This window comes from bacterium (genome assembly GCA_040755795.1).
Lineage (GTDB): Bacteria > UBA9089 > CG2-30-40-21 > CG2-30-40-21 > SBAY01 > JBFLXS01.
Map to the genome: position 1 here is coordinate 1 of JBFLXS010000036.1, position 18,742 is coordinate 18,742.

Annotated in this window: 16 protein-coding genes; 3 read left to right on the forward strand and 13 right to left on the reverse strand. The window is 35.5% G+C overall.

Annotated features, from left to right (window positions below; translation table 11 throughout):
- Positions 1-153: 153 nt before the first annotated feature.
- The 9 genes from AB1414_04315 to AB1414_04355 all read right to left on the reverse strand — a co-directional run bounded on the left by AB1414_04315 (position 154) and on the right by AB1414_04355 (position 11,215).
- Entirely contained in the window at positions 154-903 is a 750-nt protein-coding gene (locus tag AB1414_04315; GenBank protein ID MEW6606668.1) for a class I SAM-dependent methyltransferase, read from the reverse strand.
- Positions 904-1,069: 166 nt separating this feature from the next.
- Positions 1,070-2,191 (reverse strand): glycosyltransferase family 2 protein, encoded by a 1,122-nt coding sequence (locus AB1414_04320; protein MEW6606669.1) that lies wholly within the window; start codon positions 2,189-2,191, stop codon positions 1,070-1,072.
- The gene (locus AB1414_04325; protein MEW6606670.1) at positions 2,188-4,344 is read right to left on the reverse strand and encodes an alginate lyase family protein; all 2,157 of its coding nucleotides are present in this window, start codon (positions 4,342-4,344) and stop codon (positions 2,188-2,190) included. The genes AB1414_04320 and AB1414_04325 overlap by 4 nt, the downstream gene beginning before the upstream one ends.
- 84 nt (positions 4,345-4,428) lie before the next feature.
- On the reverse strand, positions 4,429-6,168 hold the full coding sequence (locus AB1414_04330) for an AAA family ATPase (protein ID MEW6606671.1): 1,740 nt from the start codon (positions 6,166-6,168) through the stop codon (positions 4,429-4,431).
- Between the two features lie 351 nt (positions 6,169-6,519).
- Positions 6,520-8,004, reverse strand: a complete 1,485-nt coding sequence (locus tag AB1414_04335) for an ATP-binding protein (protein ID MEW6606672.1) — start codon at positions 8,002-8,004, stop codon at positions 6,520-6,522.
- Positions 7,997-8,614, reverse strand: a complete 618-nt coding sequence (locus tag AB1414_04340; GenBank protein MEW6606673.1) for a DUF4390 domain-containing protein — start codon at positions 8,612-8,614, stop codon at positions 7,997-7,999. Before AB1414_04340 ends, AB1414_04335 begins: the two co-directional genes overlap by 8 nt.
- A gap of 330 nt (positions 8,615-8,944) precedes the next feature.
- Entirely contained in the window at positions 8,945-10,243 is a 1,299-nt protein-coding gene (locus tag AB1414_04345; GenBank protein ID MEW6606674.1) for a BamA/TamA family outer membrane protein, read from the reverse strand.
- Positions 10,244-10,278: 35 nt separating this feature from the next.
- Positions 10,279-10,803 (reverse strand): HEPN domain-containing protein, encoded by a 525-nt coding sequence (locus AB1414_04350; GenBank protein MEW6606675.1) that lies wholly within the window; start codon positions 10,801-10,803, stop codon positions 10,279-10,281.
- Positions 10,781-11,215: a nucleotidyltransferase domain-containing protein gene (locus AB1414_04355; protein MEW6606676.1), complete on the reverse strand. Its 435-nt coding sequence runs from the start codon at positions 11,213-11,215 to the stop codon at positions 10,781-10,783. Before AB1414_04355 ends, AB1414_04350 begins: the two co-directional genes overlap by 23 nt.
- A 642-nt stretch (positions 11,216-11,857) precedes the next feature.
- Here AB1414_04355 and AB1414_04360 point away from each other — a divergent pair.
- Together AB1414_04360 and rseP are read left to right on the forward strand one after the other, a co-directional pair.
- Positions 11,858-12,994: a 1-deoxy-D-xylulose-5-phosphate reductoisomerase gene (locus AB1414_04360; GenBank protein MEW6606677.1), complete on the forward strand. Its 1,137-nt coding sequence runs from the start codon at positions 11,858-11,860 to the stop codon at positions 12,992-12,994.
- A 108-nt stretch (positions 12,995-13,102) separates the two neighbouring features.
- Complete coding sequence (rseP, locus tag AB1414_04365) at positions 13,103-14,404, forward strand: RIP metalloprotease RseP (GenBank protein MEW6606678.1); 1,302 nt, start codon at positions 13,103-13,105, stop codon at positions 14,402-14,404.
- A gap of 78 nt (positions 14,405-14,482) precedes the next feature.
- Here the strand turns inward: rseP and AB1414_04370 are convergent, their stop codons facing one another.
- On the reverse strand, positions 14,483-14,581 hold the full coding sequence (locus AB1414_04370) for a GxxExxY protein (protein ID MEW6606679.1): 99 nt from the start codon (positions 14,579-14,581) through the stop codon (positions 14,483-14,485).
- Positions 14,582-14,693: 112 nt separating this feature from the next.
- On the opposite strand from AB1414_04370, the gene AB1414_04375 reads away from it, so the two are divergent.
- Complete coding sequence (locus AB1414_04375; GenBank protein ID MEW6606680.1) at positions 14,694-14,864, forward strand: hypothetical protein; 171 nt, start codon at positions 14,694-14,696, stop codon at positions 14,862-14,864.
- A 522-nt stretch (positions 14,865-15,386) separates the two neighbouring features.
- Here the strand turns inward: AB1414_04375 and dnaN are convergent.
- The 3 genes from dnaN to AB1414_04390 form a co-directional block, all read right to left on the reverse strand.
- Positions 15,387-16,487 carry a DNA polymerase III subunit beta gene (gene dnaN, locus AB1414_04380; protein ID MEW6606681.1) on the reverse strand — a complete coding sequence of 367 codons (1,101 nt, stop codon included), beginning with the start codon at positions 16,485-16,487 and terminating at the stop codon, positions 15,387-15,389.
- A gap of 116 nt (positions 16,488-16,603) precedes the next feature.
- Complete coding sequence (gene dnaA, locus AB1414_04385; protein ID MEW6606682.1) at positions 16,604-17,953, reverse strand: chromosomal replication initiator protein DnaA; 1,350 nt, start codon at positions 17,951-17,953, stop codon at positions 16,604-16,606.
- Between the two features lie 589 nt (positions 17,954-18,542).
- On the reverse strand, positions 18,543-18,742 hold a 200-nt coding region (locus AB1414_04390; protein ID MEW6606683.1), incomplete at its 5' end, for a hypothetical protein.

Consider the following 18,742-nt stretch of genomic DNA (forward strand, 5'->3'; position numbering starts at 1 on the left):
ATTTGGGATATATCTGAAGAAGTGAGTAGGATGCTTATAGGTTTAATCAAATCAATTAAGAGTAAAATAGTATGAAGTATTTTCCCCTCTTCCTACTTCCTACTTGCTTGGTATGCTGAATAGTTACAACAGTTGTAATATTCTGTCCACCAACTACTGCTTATTTCCTTTTATCATCAGTGAGCCGGCAATCTCCTTGATTATGGGCATCTTTTCGCATAACTTACCCACAATATTCACAAGCGAAATCAATGGTGTCGGCGTAACTGGATGTAAAAAGTCAAACGGTCTTGCCACGACATCATTAAATCCTTTATTTATCAAGATTCGTGATATTTGCCATCTGAAGAATGCTTGTTCATCAGGCGATTCACCCACTATTTTTTTGATGAATTTTATATTCTTGACAACGAGATTTTGTGGATTAAGCATATTTGGTTCAGTAAAGGCGATTTTACCACCTGGTTTTAAGACCCGTTTCATCTCTGCTAATGCCTTGTCTAAATTAAGATGGTGTAAAACGGCATTCCCAACGACCGCCTCAAAAATACCTTCTTTAAATGGTAAATTCTCAGCATCGGCAATGATAAAATTGACATCTGGTAATTTTTGTTTTGCCTGCTGGATTAATGGTAATGAAATATCAATGGCAATTATCTTTTTTGAAGATGGTGATAATCTTGATGTATATTCACCAGTGCCACAGCCTAATTCAAGGGTTTTTTCAGCCGTATTAATTTCTGCTAATGATGTTAAGAGATAACTTCTGCGTTCTACCCTTAACTTGCCAGCTTTAGTTGCCTGCCCCCAGATAAATTCTGCTTTATCTGAGATTCGTTTGCCATGTTCTATCTCATCTTTTAAATTATGCAAGTCCTTCTCCTGAAAATACTTTTTTGCCACAGAGACACAGAGGCACAGAGAATATACCTTTTGATACCATCTTTTAACAAGAGAAATTTGTTATATACTTCTATCGCACAGCCAATGATTTTCTCTGTTATCTCATTGAAATCTTTTATCTTAAACATCTCTGTGTCTCTGTGCCTCTGTGGCTGAATAGTTACTATTATTCTCTCCCTTTGGTCCAGGTAACCCTTAATTTACCCGTGATGAGTCGATAAACACCGATAAGCGATGCCAGCTGAATTAGACAAAAATAAAATGGTGTTCCCAATGCCTTTAATTTGAAGAATCCACCTATCAATGCCAGAAGATAAAAAAGTGACTGGCAAATAAAACAAATTTTATAAAAAAGATTTATATTTATTAAAAATAAATTAGTTGTAAAAAGGATAATGAGGAAGAATGGAGTCAGCCAGCGAAATAACTTATGAGAGATAAATTGGAAGAGTAAAAATGGCTGTTTAATCGACGGGACACCTTGATTTTTAACTATCATCTGAAATCCGCCTCCAGATACCCTGACCCGCCGGATAAATTCACCTTTACTACTGGCGGCGGTATCTTCATAACCAACGGCAGACTCATCATAGATCACGCGGTATCCTTGTTTGACAATGTTCATCCCATTAACTAAATCATCTAAAATTATTTCCGGAGGAATTCGTTTAAATAGATTTTTACGGATAGCATACATTGCCCCATCAACGCCGATGACAGAAAAAATTTGACTTTCTTTTTTCTGAATATATCTTTCATATTTACCATAAAGACTTTCTCCCTGGCCATAAGTCGCTTTTTCACTTGTTAATAGAACCTTACCCGTTACCCCACCTACAGTTTCATCTTTAAAATTACGAATTAACTTTTTTATGGCATCTTTTTCATACATTGTGTTAGCATCTGATAAAACTATAATTTCACCAGTAGCCTGTGGGAGGGTTTTATTTACTGCGGTTATCTTCCCTGCTCGAGGTAACTCTTTTAATATTATGTCTTTATACTCAGCCACAATCTCGTTAGTTTTATCTGTAGAACCATCTGAGGTAATTATAATCTCTAATTTGTCCTTTGGATAATCTATTGAAAGTGAATTTTCTACCTTTTCGCGGATTATCTTTTCTTCATTATAAGCCGCGACTAACAAACTAACTGCTGGTAAAAAATTCTCATCTCTGGCTACACCCTTTTTGGCTACCAGAGATAATAGTATAAGGATAAGCGGATAAAAGATGTAAGTGTGTCCAAGACATATAAGTGATATTAAGAATAAAATGGTAGTTATCATAATATTTTCACCATATCTGTTAATTGAGTCGTTCTAAAAATTTCCTTTTGATTAATCATTAAAAATGAACCTTGAATGATGGTAAATCCTTTAATATTTCCTTTATTATCGAATCGGATGTGGCTAAATCTTGCATCTGTTTCAATCCCTTCACAATCTCCGCCGAGTAAATGATAGTCTATCCAATGAGGAGTAATTAATTTAAACGCCAGTTTATTTAATTGTTCTATCTTAGGACGATTTAGCCCTGTTGGATAGATTATCACACCCAGAGATGCGGGTAATATTGATGTTGTGGAGTATTTTACCACCGGGGCTTTAATTTTTACCCCATAATTTTTAGCTACCCAGCCTTCTTCGACTTCAAGATTGACTAAATCTGGATTAATTGGCATAAGTAAAGCGTGTTGAGTAACAATTGAGTCTTTGTTAACTTCCATCGCGATCGGTGCAAAGTGGAAATATTGTTCAATCAGATGTTTTTCTTTTCCGTCTAAGTAATCAAAAATAAGCCAGTATTTAGTCAATTTATTAAAAAAGATTATTCTTTTATGGATAATCGGGGCATAGCCATCGTGTTCCCCCTCCACATAATCGGCAAGTTCAGAGGTAAACCATTTCTGGCATTTTGTGGAATAGGTATTACTCCAGCCAAGTTTGCCGACTAATGTGGCTTGAGACTTACGATCAAGGACAATCGTATTATGAGCGGGTGTGGCTCGAAAGTAATTTTGAAAGTGCTCATCAAAATATGAATACATCGCCGGGTCAATAATGAGTGGTTGCCCATTAACTACAAGTTCCAGAGAAAGGGCATCAGCATGACCATGGGCAACGGATGGTGTTGCATCTTTATGAAGTCCTGCGGCTTGTTGGCCACAATCAAAACATAAATAATCCCCATCTTTATCCCAATGACTACGCATAATAAAATAACCACTTGCAGAAAACGCCATTGAGGTTTGCTCTGCGGCTTTTTCGCAAATCGCCTCATATCTTTTTAGCCCAGCACTACCCAGTAGCCATATTGCCTCTTGACTGATTTTACCACTTATCTTTTTGAAATCTCCACGATTGAATAAAATTGCTCCGATTGAAAGAAAGGTTCTAAAATCCCAATGGTCATCTACGACACCAAATTTAATTGACCGAGCACCATCACCATCCCCAATCATTGGCATTCGACTATCAGGTTTTGTCAGATACATAGAAAATTCCATCACTCGCTCAATAGCCTTTAGAATCTCTGGCTCAACCTCAATATCATTTTTCATCTGAAGGATAATCGCCAGTAGATAAAACCCTAATGTGTAATGGTGATAGGATACTGCCTGTTCGACATTGCCACCGTCTTCATAAAACTGGTTTTTAAGTTCTGATTTAAGTATTTGCCAGCCTGTTTTTTTCCATTGATTTACCTCTTTGAGCCCCGGGAATAAAAACCCTAAGATAAAAAGCGCCGTTGCCTCTCCAATTAAATGGTTATACGGACTTGAAAAAAAGGACAGATTACGGATAATGTATCTTCCGTGCTGGTAAAGGCTATTTAAAATCTTATAATTGACCTCTGCATCCATAGATGTTAAGAAGAGGTTATAAGCCATTACCCAATTTATTGCCCGCACCGCTACCTCTAAACCACTCGACCAATTGACACCAAGTAAATAAGGATTAGAATCTATCCAATCAGTTATCTGAGCACAAAATTCCCGCCGATATTTTTCATTCCCGCTCAGGCACCAGGCTAATCCAAGGGAAACAAAGTGCTCATGTCGGTTGATTTCCCAGACATATTTCACATCCCCATATCTTAAGAATTTATAGATGTTTGAATATAATTTTAGTGGATACTCCTGTTTGGTTAGCGGATGTTTATGCCATTCAATCTTATCTTTATACTCGACATTTATACCTAATAATGCGAACTTATGTTCACATATTTTATCTGCCTCCTGAATATACCTTGTTTGAGGCAAATAGGTATTAAATATCTCATCTTTTTCTATAAGATGAATATGGGGACACATCCCATATTCCCGCTTTAAATATGGGGTATGTCCCCATATTTCTAATTTTTGTCCAATTAATTTTTTAGTTCTGAATAAGATTTCTTTAACCGAGATTTTCCTGATTTTAAAAAATAGGCTGACCATTATAAAACCTCTGCTCAAGAAGCCGTTTTGTAATGCCGGTAATCCCAGGCTAACCATTTTGGCTCTATTGTTTTTTGCATAAAATTAAACCATTGGTATTGCTCTTTTAGCAATCTCAACAATAGCATCAAGTTTTTCTGTGATTTCTGAATCTATCTCATTTTTTGGCACAAACTGAACAAGAATATGATAATCTGACTTTTTTAAAAGATTTGGTAATCCTAACTTTTTAAAATAGTTATCAAATAAAAGATCAAGAAAATCATCTGTTGCTTTTATATCCGGCGACCATGGCGCTGGCTTATTTAGGGTTTTTAATGCAGAGGTTAATTCTAAAATAGCCTCTTTCATAGCACTAACTCTTCGATGAGCCTCAGCGTTTCCAAAAAGATCATCGGGTAGATCATATTTTGCATATGATAGAAGCACCTTTTCCATACACAAGTAATTTTCTATCTCTCTTTTTCTCCATTGGAGCACTTTAACGCCCATATCATTAGGCAAATTCTTTTCCAGACGATCAAAGATTGCAATTGCGGTTAGGTCTTTTTTTGCATATTTTAATCCCCAAAAATGCCTTTTTACCTCATTTGGCTTGTTTCCAACATAATGAACAAAAGGGGTTGCAAGAATCTCTTTTGCCTCTTTATGCCCTAAAATCTCTGCAAACTTCCGTAAAATTGCCAGGTCGGTTGCACCTTCAAGGTATAATACCCATCCTGTTTCTTCTGCTAAATAGTAATGTTCATATCCAATCTCCTTAAGCGACTTTAAAACTTGACTCCCCCTATCGTTAATTCTATGAGGTTTACCTACAAAAGTTATAACAACATCACGATTAGCAGCTTCATTAAGCACGACCTCTGAATGACTGGCAGCAATAATCTGAGACCCTTTTTTTTCAGCTATTTCTGTAATCAACTGATATGTTTCCCTCTGTCTTAGAATCTCAAGATGTGCATCAGGCTCATCAAGGAGCAATATTGTTTTTGGATTTGCATATAGATGGGCAAGCAAAAGCAGTGTTTGTTGAAGTCCCCTTCCAGAAGAAGATATATCAAATTTCGTTCCTTTGCGTTCTTTATAAGACATCTTTATTTCTCCTCGTTCTTTTATATATTGAGGAGGTAAAAGGTCTATACCAAAAAGTATCTTTATTTGAGCAGTAAGTTCGTTCCAGTCTGATATTGATTTCTCATATACCTGGTAACATAAATTTCTTAACACCTGGGCAGTCTGGCCTTCACCCATAAGCACATTGATTCTCCCTGATTCTAATTTTGCCTCTACTGCCGCCAATCCTGACATAGGTTGAAGAAATGCAATCTTAATATCACTTATTTCGTCTGGGATTTCAGTGAACCTTGCATCTTTAACCAATTTATCTTCAAATCCAGCTTTGCGAACAGGTCTACAAACAAGTGATTCTTCATTGATATAATCAAATTCCATCCCACACGACCAGGGTTTGCCATTTGAAATTCCTTCAACAATAACATCTATTCTTACATTTTTTACAGAGGTCTTCCCTATTACTTGTTTTACATCCCTTGTATGCAAATCTGACCATAATAGATTAATGCTTGGAACTGGGATAGATATCATTTCGAGCCTGTTGATAGTTACTCCAGGTCTTTTTTCAGGGGATGACTTTCCCTTTCTTTTTGCATTCCATTGTTTTATTCCCATATCCCACAATGCAACTGCTTGCAAAGCAGAAGTTTTGCCACTGTTGTTTGGTCCTATTAACACAACAGTATTCCCAAGCTCAATATCAATATCACCAAGCTTCTTAAAATTCCTCACCTTAATTCGTGTTAACATCTGATAACCTCCAAAATATTTCGACCTGTGCGGTTAAATGTAAAATGGATAATGTCCAATGAAAATGTATAACTGAAAGGTAATGAGTCTTGCGAAGTCCTAAAATTTCCCATTTTTCATTTCCTATTTTACATTTATTTTTCCTTTGCGTCTCTGCGATGAATTAGTCTAATCGCACAGGTCGAAAAGATTTGTAGTGCGAGACTTTAGCTTTGCTTCTGGCAAGCAGGAAAGTGAACCTAAAGGTTCGCACTACATTTATCGAATGTCACAGGTTAATTCGTGTCCATTTGTGGCTAATTTCTCTAATTCTCTGTGAACTCTGTGCCTCTGTGGCTGAACGGTTACCCTTTATTTTACCGGTAAAATAATCATAAATGTCGTTCCTTTATTCGGCTGACTTTTAACATCAATCTGACCATGATGTTCTTTTATAATCTTCTCAACAATGGCTAATCCCAACCCCATTCCGTGAGATTTAGTCGAGAAATATGGGGTAAAGATTTTTTTTATCGTCTCTTCATCCATGCCAGTACCTGTATCTTTAAATTCTATCTTTAGAAATTCGCTATCGCAAGAGGTTTCGATATTGATTTCACCTGTTTTCTCAAGGAAGGCATCAATTCCATTTTGAATGATATTTTTAAAAACCATTTTCATCCTTTCACGGTCGAGTTTAATTCGCGGCAAATTAACACCGTAGATTACTTTAATCTCTACCGCCGGACTAATTTGGGCAAAAAGACTAACCGTATCTTCGAGGATTTTATTTACATCAGTAAATTCAAAGCAAGGTGTGGGCATACGGGCAAATTCCGAGAATTCCTTTGCCATCTTGTGTAAAACCTCGACCTCTTCGGTTATCCTTCGAGTGCAATCCTTTAGAATAGCCTCGAAAGATTTAGGGTCTTTATAGAATTTATCCTGAAGATGTTGCAAAGATAATACGATAGGTGTAAGGGGACCCTTAATTTCATGGGCTATTCGCTGGGCTATTCCTCGCCAGGCAGATTCTCGTTCCGCAAAAATCAATAACTCCCTGCTTTCCTTTAATTCCTTTACCATTTTATTAAATGAATTTATTGTTCTGGCCATCTCATCTTTAGTCTGGACATTAACCTGATAATCAAGATTCCCCAAACCTACTTCTTCTAATCCTTTTATCAGGCTTTTAAGTGGTTTTGTTAATTTTCGAGAAATGACATAGCCAGTTAAAAATGACAGAAATATCATTACCAGGGCAATAGAAATAAATATTAGCAAATATCCTTTTTCAATAGGCACTCGAAGTAAATTTAATGAACTATAAAATTTCAGGCTATTTTTAAGCTTCTGGGCACCCTGGATAAATTCCTTGTCTAATGTAGAACTAACCACAACTACTTTTTGAACCCTATCCCCTTCAAATATCGGGGCAATACCTTTGACTATTTCGTTATTTTCGCCACAAACTATTGTAAATGTTTTTTTTAGGCGCCCTGCCTTTTTAACCAGAGGATTGGGTGCCTCTAATAATTCTGCATTCTTAGTTTTAGAAATAAAGGCTGGGTTTTTGCTCAAATATATTGCCTCTTGAGTTACTTTTTCCTTTTCTCTATCCAGGACTTCTTCAACTAAGACCTTAGCACTCTGGAGGGTATCAATAATTTCCTTGTTGACCCCAATATTCAAACTTTTTTCAATAATACTATTAATAACAAAGACAAGAGGTATAATCGGCATTAAGGAGATTAAAAAGAAACAAACAACCATTTTTGTCTGAATCTTTTTACTCACCTGTATCACCATCACCATTATAATAAACAAAATGGCTAATAAAAATATGACATTAATCATTTGAGATTCCTTTTAATGTATCCGGTTTAAAATTATCAGATTGGATATATGATTTTATATCTTTAGAACGATGTCTAACTAATACCGCAAATATCTTCTGGAGATTTATAAACGCTGGGGAGTCGCCATTGATTCTTTTTGCTATTTCTTCCATTTCTTTTTTATTAATTGACTCCATATCAACCCTGATTTGCACAAAATATACCTTTTTACCTTCTAATTCCTTTAAAGGTCTAATGAGGACAATATCTTCCTGGCTTAAAGTCTCTTTTAAATCTGTCAGGTTATCAAATTTTAATATATCTCCTTTATCAAATCTTAATGTATAGATTTTTTCCCAGATATCATAAGATATTTCTTTAGTTATCTGACGGGTAGTTTCCAGGTCATGAAATAATCTACCCTTCTTCCATAATTCAACATCAATCTTAATAGTAACCGTAAAACCGCTCTGGATAGTTTTTGTCTCTTGTTGTCCTAATAGATGTTGTATTTTAAAAGATGTCGCCAAAAATGTATCTTTAAGGAAGACAGTTGGTTTAGAAATAACCAGTGGCGAGGCAAGGGCTATACTCGCCCAAAATAAGGCAATGAGTAATCCTTTTCGCATTTTTTGTTATCCCCCTCCCAGGAAACAGAATTTTGGGTAACCGTTCAGAGATATAGCCACAGAGTCACAGAGAACACAGAGGGAAATAACCACGAATAAACAGGAATGCACACGAATGCACAAAAAGATTTGTAGTGCGAGACTTTAGCCTCGCTTCTGGCAAACCGGAAGGCAAACCTAAAGGTTCGCACTGCATTTATGGGATGTCAGAGATTAATTCGTGTCAATTTGTGGCTAATTTCCTTAATTCTCTGTGAACTCTGTGCCTCTGTGGCTGAACGGTTACAATTTTGGATTGTGGATTGAAGGGAAATCCCAAATCGAAAATCGTTACAGATTTCCTATATGAATTTCCCAATCCTTTTTCTTTAATCCATACCCCAAATTAATGCTAATCCCACCGATTAAGGAATGATGAATCCTGATTCCTGTTCCTATTCCATATTCAAGGTCGTCCAGATTAATCCGTTTGCCTTTTTCCCATGAATAACCCGCATCCGTAAATAAAACCCCTTGAATGAAATTAGTTAACCCAAAACGATATTCAGTGGTGAAAACTAATAATTTATTTCCGCCGGTGTTTGTAAGTCCCCTTTCTTTATACCCACGAATGGTATCAATTCCTCCCACATAAAACCTTTCATAAAACGGGGCATTTCCATTAATATAACCACTTTTGCTCGATAGAGCCAATACTTGTGCATTACCCAGACTTAAGTATTGATTCAAGTTCAGGGTATATTTAGTAAAGTTATAATCCGCACCCAAAGAATCATTCACTATCTCGCCCAACAACTCATACTTTCCACCAGTTATGGGATTTAGCCATTGGGTTTCGTCAGGAGATTCAAAAGGAAGGGCATATTTAGCCTGTATATCCTGAAATTTACAAGAGTCAAAGTTCAGATGCACAATCAAGCTCTTTATTTGGGCTGTTGGTTTTGTGGTAGTTATTTCTGGATAGTCTTCACTTACCTGAACATTCTCATCACGATATTTTAGCCTGAGATTAACATTTTTGAAAATAGCCCTTTTACCAAATTCGAGTAAAAAACCATCCTGGTCAATCCAGTATTTACCTCTATCTTCATAAGGCAATTGAGTTCTTTTGTATCCGTCACTGTATATTTTTAACTTAAAGGAATAAGGTGTATGGAATAAGCGGGGCTCATAAAGCGTAAATGATGAACAATCCACATTTTTACCTTTTTTCAAACCAACTCCTAAATGCATCCCTCGATGCAGGAAATTTTCATACCAGACCTGGCAGAAACCAAAGAATTTTTCTTCATCACTATAGCCGGCATTTAAGGTAAGGGATTTGGATTTCGTTTCCTGGATTTCAAAGATGACGATTAATTTCCCCTCTTCACTACCAGGTTTGATATAGAGATTAACCTGTTCAATATACTTCAAGTTACGGATTATCGCATTCTTATCTTCTATTGCCTTTTTGAGGTCAAATTTTTCCCCTATTTCAATCGTTATTTCTCGTCTTATGAATTTTTCACGGATTTTAGCTGCGCCTTGAATTTCAATCTTTTCAATTGTCCCGGTAACTTCACTATCTGCCCGGGCGATTGTGACAAGGCAAAAGATGATTAACCCACCTAAAATCAACCGACCCATTTTCCATTCCTCCTTTTGAGGTAATTGGTAATTAATTACCAATCACCATTTACCACATCCGGGTAATTTTCCCTCAAATATCTCGTCAGACCTTCTAAATCCCTGGGAAGGGTTCTATTCGTCTTTTCCTCGATGAACGAATAGGTTAAGTCTAAACACTCTTGGGCAATGGATGAGGCATATTGAATATCTTTTTCATCATATTCCTTTAATCGTATTTCACCAGCAATGGTAACACTGTATCTTGTGGGGATATAAGTCCATTCTAATTCCCTTAGATCAGACATAATTTCTGTAAAGCCTTCCCTCATTTTTTTTGAAAGGGCAGGGATAACAAACCTTTTAAAAATATTAGTGCATTTATGCTCCTTAATCACTAATTTCCCTAAGATTGCCAGACAACCTTTCATTGATTTTTCAGTTGCTTGTTGGAAATGAAATAAAGCTTTACTGTAACGATTATTTGTTAAAAGGTCATATCCACTTTCAAGGTCATCAAGGGCATCTCTGAGATAAGCAATTGCTCGGGCATTACACTTATGAAGATAATTCCCACCCAATTCTTGATTCCTCCTCATAGATAGGTTTTATTTTTTGAGAGATTATCAAATCTCTTAATTCCTTTAAAGGATAATTTCCATAAACGAGGACTCCGTCTGTTATCACTTCTAATGTAAATGGAGAGGAAAAATCTTTTAATCCCTCTTCAGTAACAAATACCGGGTCAATAGGATGCGTTAGCCCTATCTCATCACACAATTCCATTATTTTTGCACCAAATTTGTAGTCAGGTTGGGGATATTCTCTGACGATAATACAGAAATCCAGGTCTTCATCCGGATGAGATTTCCCCCTACCAACTGAGCCAAAGAGGATAATCGCCTTTATTTTTTCTCCTAATGTTTTCAAGCATATCTCGACAAATGAATTTATCTCCTTTGTAAGGAGCTCGTTAAATTTCTTTAGGGACATTTTCCATTAATTCTCCTGAAAAATAGGAAGTAGAGAGTAGAGAGTAGAAAGTAGAGAGAAAAATTTTCCTCCACACTGTTTTTTCCCCTATTTTCATTCTCCTATTGTGAACTCACGGTTCATGAGCGTTCTCCTGAAAATAGGTTATGGGACGCAGATTTTCGCAGATTATCAAGATGTATATTTAAAAATCCTGAAAATCTGCGTTTATCTGCGTCCTATACTTTCCCGAACCACGAATCCCTTTTTTCGTATCTTAGTGACATGGTGGCTGAATAGTTATATTTGAAATTATAACATATTTAAGTAATTTTGCCAACAATTATTTTTTAGGTAACTGTGATTCAGACACTGGACATCAGACACAAGACTATAGACTCTATTTATGCAGGAAATTAGTAACATCTAGGAAACCATCCTCAAAACTTCACTCCCTGAATTTTTCCTACCTGTGGCAATATTTTTTCTTCGTGGTCTTCGTGCCCTTCGTGGTTTATCTTAATCGCACAGGTCGAATAATTTTGGAGGGATAAAAAATGGATTATTTCAAGGAGTTTTTGTGCGAAGATTTTTTACTCTTCAGGACTGCCGTGGACTTTTTCCACTTGACAAATTCTAATTTTTTGATATAATAGTGGTGATGTGAAAAAAATTGCTATTTTAGGTTCGACGGGTTCTATTGGGACAAGTGCTTTATGGGTAATAGATAAATTCAAGCAATATTTTGAAGTCGTGGGGTTAGCCGCTAATAAAAATGTTGATTTATTAGAAAAGCAAGTCCGAGAATTTAATCCTAAAATAGTGTGCCTATCAGATGAAGATGGGGCAAATGAGTTAGTTCAAAGATTAAAAAACCATCCCTGTAAAATAGTTAGTGGACAGATGGGATTGATTGAAATTGCCTGTCTAAAAGAGGCAGATTTGGTCATCTGTGCGATTGTAGGTTCAGCAGGTTTAATCCCTTTAATAGAAGCCATTAAAACCAAAAAGCAAATTTGCCTGGCAAACAAAGAAAGCCTGGTTATGGCGGGTAAGATAGTAATGGAGATTGCTCAGAAAAATGGAGTTAAAATCTTACCAGTGGATAGTGAACATAACGCTATATTTCAATGTTTAGAGGGGAAACTGCCTAATACGATTAAAAGACTAATTTTGACAGGTTCTGGTGGTCCTTTTAGAGAAAGAGCGCATCTGGGAAATATTACTCCAGAGGAAACTCTTAAACATCCTACCTGGCAGATGGGTGAAAAAATCACTGTAGATTCGGCTACCCTGATGAATAAGGGACTTGAAGTTATAGAGGCACATTACTTATTTGGTGTTCCTATGTTGAATATCAAGGTAGTTATTCATCCACAATCTATAATTCATTCTCTGGTAGAGTTTGTAGATGGTTCGATTTTAGGGCAAATGTCAATTACAGATATGAAAATTCCAATTGCTTATGCCCTTTCATATCCAGAAAGACTAAAAGAGGTATTACCTTCTTTAAATTTAACTCAAATTAAATCACTTACTTTTGAAGAGCCTGATTTTGAGAGATTCCCTTGTTTATCTTATGGCTATGAGGCTGGGGAAAGAGGCGGAACTCTACCGGCAGTGCTTAATGGGGCAAATGAGGTTGCGGTCCATAGATTTTTAAATAAAGAAATAATGTTTATAGACATTCCTGATATTATCAAAAAGGTGATGACTAAACATCAAGTTATTGAGAATCCCACCATAGATGAAATTTTAGCCGCAGATGCGTGGGCAAGAAAAGAAGCAAGTAGCGTGTAAAAAGAGAAGAGTTACAAATCACCAATGGAATTAAAAGCAAGTAATTGGTCAGTGGTAACTAATTACCATTCACCAGTTACTATTTACCAACGAAAGGAGAGATAAATAATGAGTATAATAATTATTACAGCAGTTGCCGCTCTATTCGTATTCGGGATGGCAATTTTCTTTCATGAATTAGGTCATTTTCTAGCCGCAAAAAGAGAAGGAATAAAAGTAGAACGATTCTCTATTGGATTCCCACCAAAATTATTTGCATTTAAACGAGGAGAGACAGAATATCGTATCGGAGCTATTCCTGGAGGGGGGTATATTAAGATGGCGGGTGAAAATCCTGAAGAGGAATTAAAAGGTGAACCATGGGAATTTCGCTCAGCGTCAATTAAAACACGAATGAAGATTGTCCTTGCCGGTCCTTTATTGAATTTTGTGCTCGGATTCGTGCTCTTTTCCCTCATTGCCATACTGGGCATCCCAACCTATTCAAATATTGTCGGTAAGGTAGTAAAGGACTCACCAGCACAGAAAGCCGGGATATTAGAAGGAGATAAAATCATCAAAGTAAATAATACTTTAACTAATAACTGGCATGAACTATCAAAAGTCATCCTTGAGTCGTCAGGTATGATAGAATTAACTATCTCCCGAAATGACAAAATAATAAAGGAAAAGGTAAAAATAACTAAAGATATGGAGTTGGGTATTTCTCCTTATGTTTCAACTCAAATCAAAAATGTGATTATAGGGTCCCCGGCATATAAATCTGGATTAAAGGAAGGGGATATCATTACATCTATTAATAACCAAACGGTTTCACAATGGGAGGAAATGACACAGATTATTCGGAAAAGTGCTGGTAAAAAGTTAGCACTTAGTGTTCAGAGAGGGGAAAAACAAATGGAGATTAAAATAATCCCAGCCGCTAAACCAGATTATGACCCGGAGAAGAAAAAGGAAATAAAAGTTGGTTCAATTGGTATCACCTCCTGCCACCAGCAATATCGGGTTAATCCTTTAGTTGCTTTATGGCAAGGATTACTTCAAACATTAGCGACTATCCAGCTTATTTTTGTTATCATGGGGCAACTCATAATCGGTGGTCTTTCTCCTAAATTACTTGCTGGACCTATCGGTATTGTTCAAATGAGTGGTGAACAGGCACAATTAGGATTTACTGCCTTATTGAGTTTCCTTGGAATGTTAAGTGTTAATCTGGGTGTAATTAACCTTCTGCCTTTGCCAGTCTTAGACGGTGGGCATGTCATATTTTTAACCATAGAAAAGATACGCGGGAAAGCAATGTCAACTAAAACCCAGGAAGTGATTCAAACGATTGGGATTACGATTATTATCGCTTTAATAATATTTGTCAGTCAAAATGATATCAGAAGATGGATAGGATTACAATGAGACCAATAAAATCAGCACTAAAAGTAACTATTCACCGCAGAGACGCGGAGATACAGAGAAAAAATTAAAATCTATTGGCTATACACTTAATTCCATTTCTAATAGACCTGGACCTAATGTCTTATGTATTTCAATTGCTGCACCAATAATTTTTTCTGTTATCTGATTTATTTCCATGTTTTCTCTGTTCCTCTGCGTCTCTGCGGTGAATAGTTACGTTTTGACTTAATATTGTCCAGTCTGATGGGCAAGGCTGAACGGTTACAGGCAATAAAGGAGGGGCGAGATTGTGACCAAAGGAATACACCGCAGACAAAAACCTATCTGGAAAAGTGTTCGTAAACCAATAGCACCACCAACTAAACCTCATAGCACGAAAAAAGGTAAAAAAGGCTATGATAGAAAGAAATGGAAATATGAGGATACATCCGGTATTTCTGAGGACATCTTCCTCTTTTAGCCACGAAGATACTAATGCTCTGTCGCTATTCAATTGATGAGTAATATTTCTACCTCTCATGTCATTCCTGCGAAGGCAGGAATCCATTCATATTCGTAAAATTTGTAACCGTTCAGGCTATATATCAAAAGTGTAAGAAAGGGGATAAGGAGATAAGAGTGATATGGAGATAAGATAATACTCGATATTCAAGTTTTTTTAAGATTAAGTGGTTTATCCTTTTTTAACCGCAAAGAACGCAAAGATTATAGTGCTCTGTTAAGATTGAAGTTGCATGTTACTTAGGTAATCGGTAATCAGTAATCGGAGATAACAGGTCATTGTTTTCTCTTCACCGATAACCTGATAACCGATAACTTTCTAAACATAGCAAAGCAAACTTAACAAAGCAATAGGTTGTTCACCACCTTATCTTCCTTCCTTTGAGTCCTTTGCGAAATCTTCCTTTGCGCTCTTTGCGGTTAAATCTTTATACCTTTAAAAAACTTGAACATCAAGTATCAATTAAGGTTTAACAGAGCACTATGTTCTGACTGGCATAAGGACACACAAATATTCCTCGCCTTCTTTTTCTTCCAATGGTTGGACAATCCCTGCGGTTGATGGAGTTTTAAGAAGAATAACTATTTCTTCATCCTCAATATTTTTTAAAATATCCATCAGATATTTAGGATTGAAACAAATCTCTATGTCTCCTCCAGAGAAATTCACATCTAATTCTTCTTTTGCATCGCCTAACTCAGAAGTTGAAGATAATTTTAATTTATTTTTACAAATATCAAACTTTAATAAGAAATTAGTTGTCATTAAAGATACTCTTCGACTGGTAGAAAATAATTGTTGGGTATTGATTTTTAGAGTTTTATCCTGCTCTTTAGGGATGACTTTCTCATAATCAGGGAATTTACCTTCAATTAATCTGGAAACAATAATTAAATTATTTGTTTGAAACACTATTTTATTCTTATCTATTGATATTTGGACATTTTGTTCTTCAGGAATGATTCTATTTACTTCAGTTAATGCCTTTGTTGGCACAATTATCTCCTGTTCTTCACCTATTGTCCCCGGTAGAGTTTTTTTAATAACAGCTAAACGATGTCCATCAGTCGCTACCATTCGACATTCATTTTCTTTGACAATAAAGAATACCCCATTTAAAACATAGCGAATCTCATCCATTGCCGTAGCAAAGATTGTTTTTCTAATCATCTCTTTAAGTAAAGTAGAAGATAGATTAAATGATTTTTCTTGACTATATTCAGGAAATAATGGAAAATCTTCCTTAGGCAAACCAAATAAATGAAATATGGAATCCTTAGATGAAATAACCACTCTATTATTTTCTTCTACCTCAATTAAAACATCTTCTTTATCTACTAACTCACGGATAATCTCAATTAATTTTTTTAATGGAACACAGATACTTCCTTTTTCTAATACCTCTATTTCAAATTTGGTTTTTATGCTTAGTTCTAAATCTGTAGCAATTACGGTTAATTCATTTTCTTCCTCTGCAGACATAAGAATATTAGAGAGAATTGGTAAAGTTGTCTTTGGCGAGGTTATTTGAGCTGATTGAATACCCTCCAATAATGCTTCTTTTTTACCTTTTATTTTCATATTATCCTCCTTATTTAAAAATTAGTAGTATTAATAATACTGTGAATTATGTTAATATCTACTTTAAGTTAATTATTTACAATGACATATCTATGTTAATAACTTTGTGGATAACTTTATAAGATTGTGCTTTTAATATTTGTTGTAATTCGGTCAATGGTTTCCTTTATATTTTTATCGCTATCCATCAGGTCTTTAATTTTATTAAAAGCATGAATGACCGTAGTATGGTCTTTTCCAAATTCCCTTCCAATTTCAGGTAGAGAATGTGGAGTTAATTCTCGACATAGATACATTGCCATTTGTCGTGGCAAGGCAGTGGTTGCATCTCTTCTTTTCCCTTTTAATTCTGCGGGTGAAATCTTAAATTGCCTGGCGATAGTCGTTTGAATTATCTCCATCGATATTTTCTTAGGTTCACTACTAACGAGAACATCTTCTAAAACACTGCTAACTAACGCCGTATCTATTATTTTATTATGGAAAGAGGCATAGGCAATAATTCTAATAAGTGCTCCTTCTAATTTTCTAATATTAGCCTTTATTTTAGTTGCAATAAAATAGATAACATCATCAGGAATATCAACTTTTTCATTCTCAGCCCTTTTTTTTAAAATAGCCATTCGAGTTTCAAGGTCAGGTGGTTGAATGTCAGTAATTAAACCTTGTTCAAATCGTGAAATTAATCTATCTTCAAGTGTTGGTATTTCTCTTGGGGGTCTATCACTGGTCAAAACAATTTGTTTGCGGGATTCATAAAGGGTATTAAATGTATGGAAAAATTCATCTTGAGTTGTTTCCTTACCTTCAAAAAATTGAATATCATCGACTAACAAAAGGTCAACATTTCTATATTTATTTTTAAAATTCATACTTTTATCATAGCCATATCTAATCGAATCAATAAACTCATTCATGAATTGCTCGGATGAGACATAAACTATTTTTTTCTTTGGTTTATTATTTCTAATTTGATGTCCAATTGCATGGAGTAAATGAGTTTTTCCCAGTCCAACACCACCGTAGATAAATAAAGGGTTATAAGCTTTAGAAGGTGAGTCGGCAACTGCCTGGCAGGCCGCATGGGCAAACCGATTGCTTTCACCTACAACAAAACTTTCAAAGGTATATTTTGGATTTAGAAAATCCTGCTCCGGGATAGAAGAATGCTCAATATATTCTGAAACAGGTTGTATTTTATTTAATTCAGTCTCTTTAAATTTTGAAGTAACAACAAATTTCACCTCAATTTTCCTACCAGCGGTCTCAGTCGCTACTACCTCAATCATATTTTTATAATTATCATCTAATTTATCCTTAAAGAATTTATTTGGCACCTCTAATTCTAAGAGATTATCACTAAATGAACTTACACAAACAGGTTTAATCCATAATTCAAAACCTTCCTTTGTTAAGTTCTTTTTAAGGGCTGTTACAATATCATTCCAGAATAATTCACCTTCCATTATAATCCCCCTCCCTTTTTTATTTCGAATTTTGGATTTTTTTGAGGTTATTCTTATCCACAGGTTATCCACAAGTGATTTAGTTAATTGAAAAGTAAGGACTTAATTTTTTATATCCACACAAATCCTTTAAAAGTTACACACATAGTTATCCACAGGTGTGAATAAATTTCGTTAGCCTCCCTCATTTTTTATCCACAGGTTGTCCACAAGCGAGTTAGTTAATTGAAAAGTAAGGACTTAATTTTTTATATCCACACAAATCCTTTAAAAGTTACACACATAGTTATCCACAGGTGTGAATAAATTTCGTTAGCCTCCCTCATTTTTTATCCACAGGTTGTCCACAAGCGAGTTAGTTAATTGAAAAGTAAGGACTTAATTTTTTATATCCACACAAATCCTTTAAAAGTTACACACATAGTTATCCACAGGTGTGAATAAGTTTTAGAGGGGATTTAATAGTACAATATTTATTATATCACACATTGTAAAAAAAGCAAACTAAAAAAATAAAAAATAAACCTGCAATCGGCAAGTAGGCTAACCAGAATAGCGTTAACCCTTTGATATATCAGTAGTTAATCTGTTAAAAAAATTTGTAGATTTTTTTAACAAAAATGAGATTTTGACAGTCTGCGGATGAGCGAAGTCCATTAGCATTCTTTTTCCACTTTCCTCTTTTTGCCAAATTAACGTAACCGTTCAGGCTATATATCAAAAGTGTAAGAAAGGGGATAAGGAGATAAGAGTGATATGGAGATAAGATAATAGAAATAGATTGAAATT

Coding starts and splice junctions, on each gene's coding strand:
- AB1414_04320 (MEW6606669.1), bottom strand. CDS start 2,191: ATGATAACTACCATTTTATTCTTAATATCACTTATATGTCTTGGACAC.
- AB1414_04325 (MEW6606670.1), bottom strand. CDS start 4,344: ATGGTCAGCCTATTTTTTAAAATCAGGAAAATCTCGGTTAAAGAAATC.
- AB1414_04330 (MEW6606671.1), bottom strand. CDS start 6,168: ATGTTAACACGAATTAAGGTGAGGAATTTTAAGAAGCTTGGTGATATT.
- AB1414_04335 (MEW6606672.1), bottom strand. CDS start 8,004: ATGATTAATGTCATATTTTTATTAGCCATTTTGTTTATTATAATGGTG.
- AB1414_04340 (MEW6606673.1), bottom strand. CDS start 8,614: ATGCGAAAAGGATTACTCATTGCCTTATTTTGGGCGAGTATAGCCCTT.
- AB1414_04345 (MEW6606674.1), bottom strand. CDS start 10,243: ATGGGTCGGTTGATTTTAGGTGGGTTAATCATCTTTTGCCTTGTCACA.
- AB1414_04355 (MEW6606676.1), bottom strand. CDS start 11,215: ATGTCCCTAAAGAAATTTAACGAGCTCCTTACAAAGGAGATAAATTCA.
- rseP (MEW6606678.1), top strand. CDS start 13,103: ATGAGTATAATAATTATTACAGCAGTTGCCGCTCTATTCGTATTCGGG.
- AB1414_04370 (MEW6606679.1), bottom strand. CDS start 14,581: ATGGAAATAAATCAGATAACAGAAAAAATTATTGGTGCAGCAATTGAA.
- dnaN (MEW6606681.1), bottom strand. CDS start 16,487: ATGAAAATAAAAGGTAAAAAAGAAGCATTATTGGAGGGTATTCAATCA.
- dnaA (MEW6606682.1), bottom strand. CDS start 17,953: ATGGAAGGTGAATTATTCTGGAATGATATTGTAACAGCCCTTAAAAAG.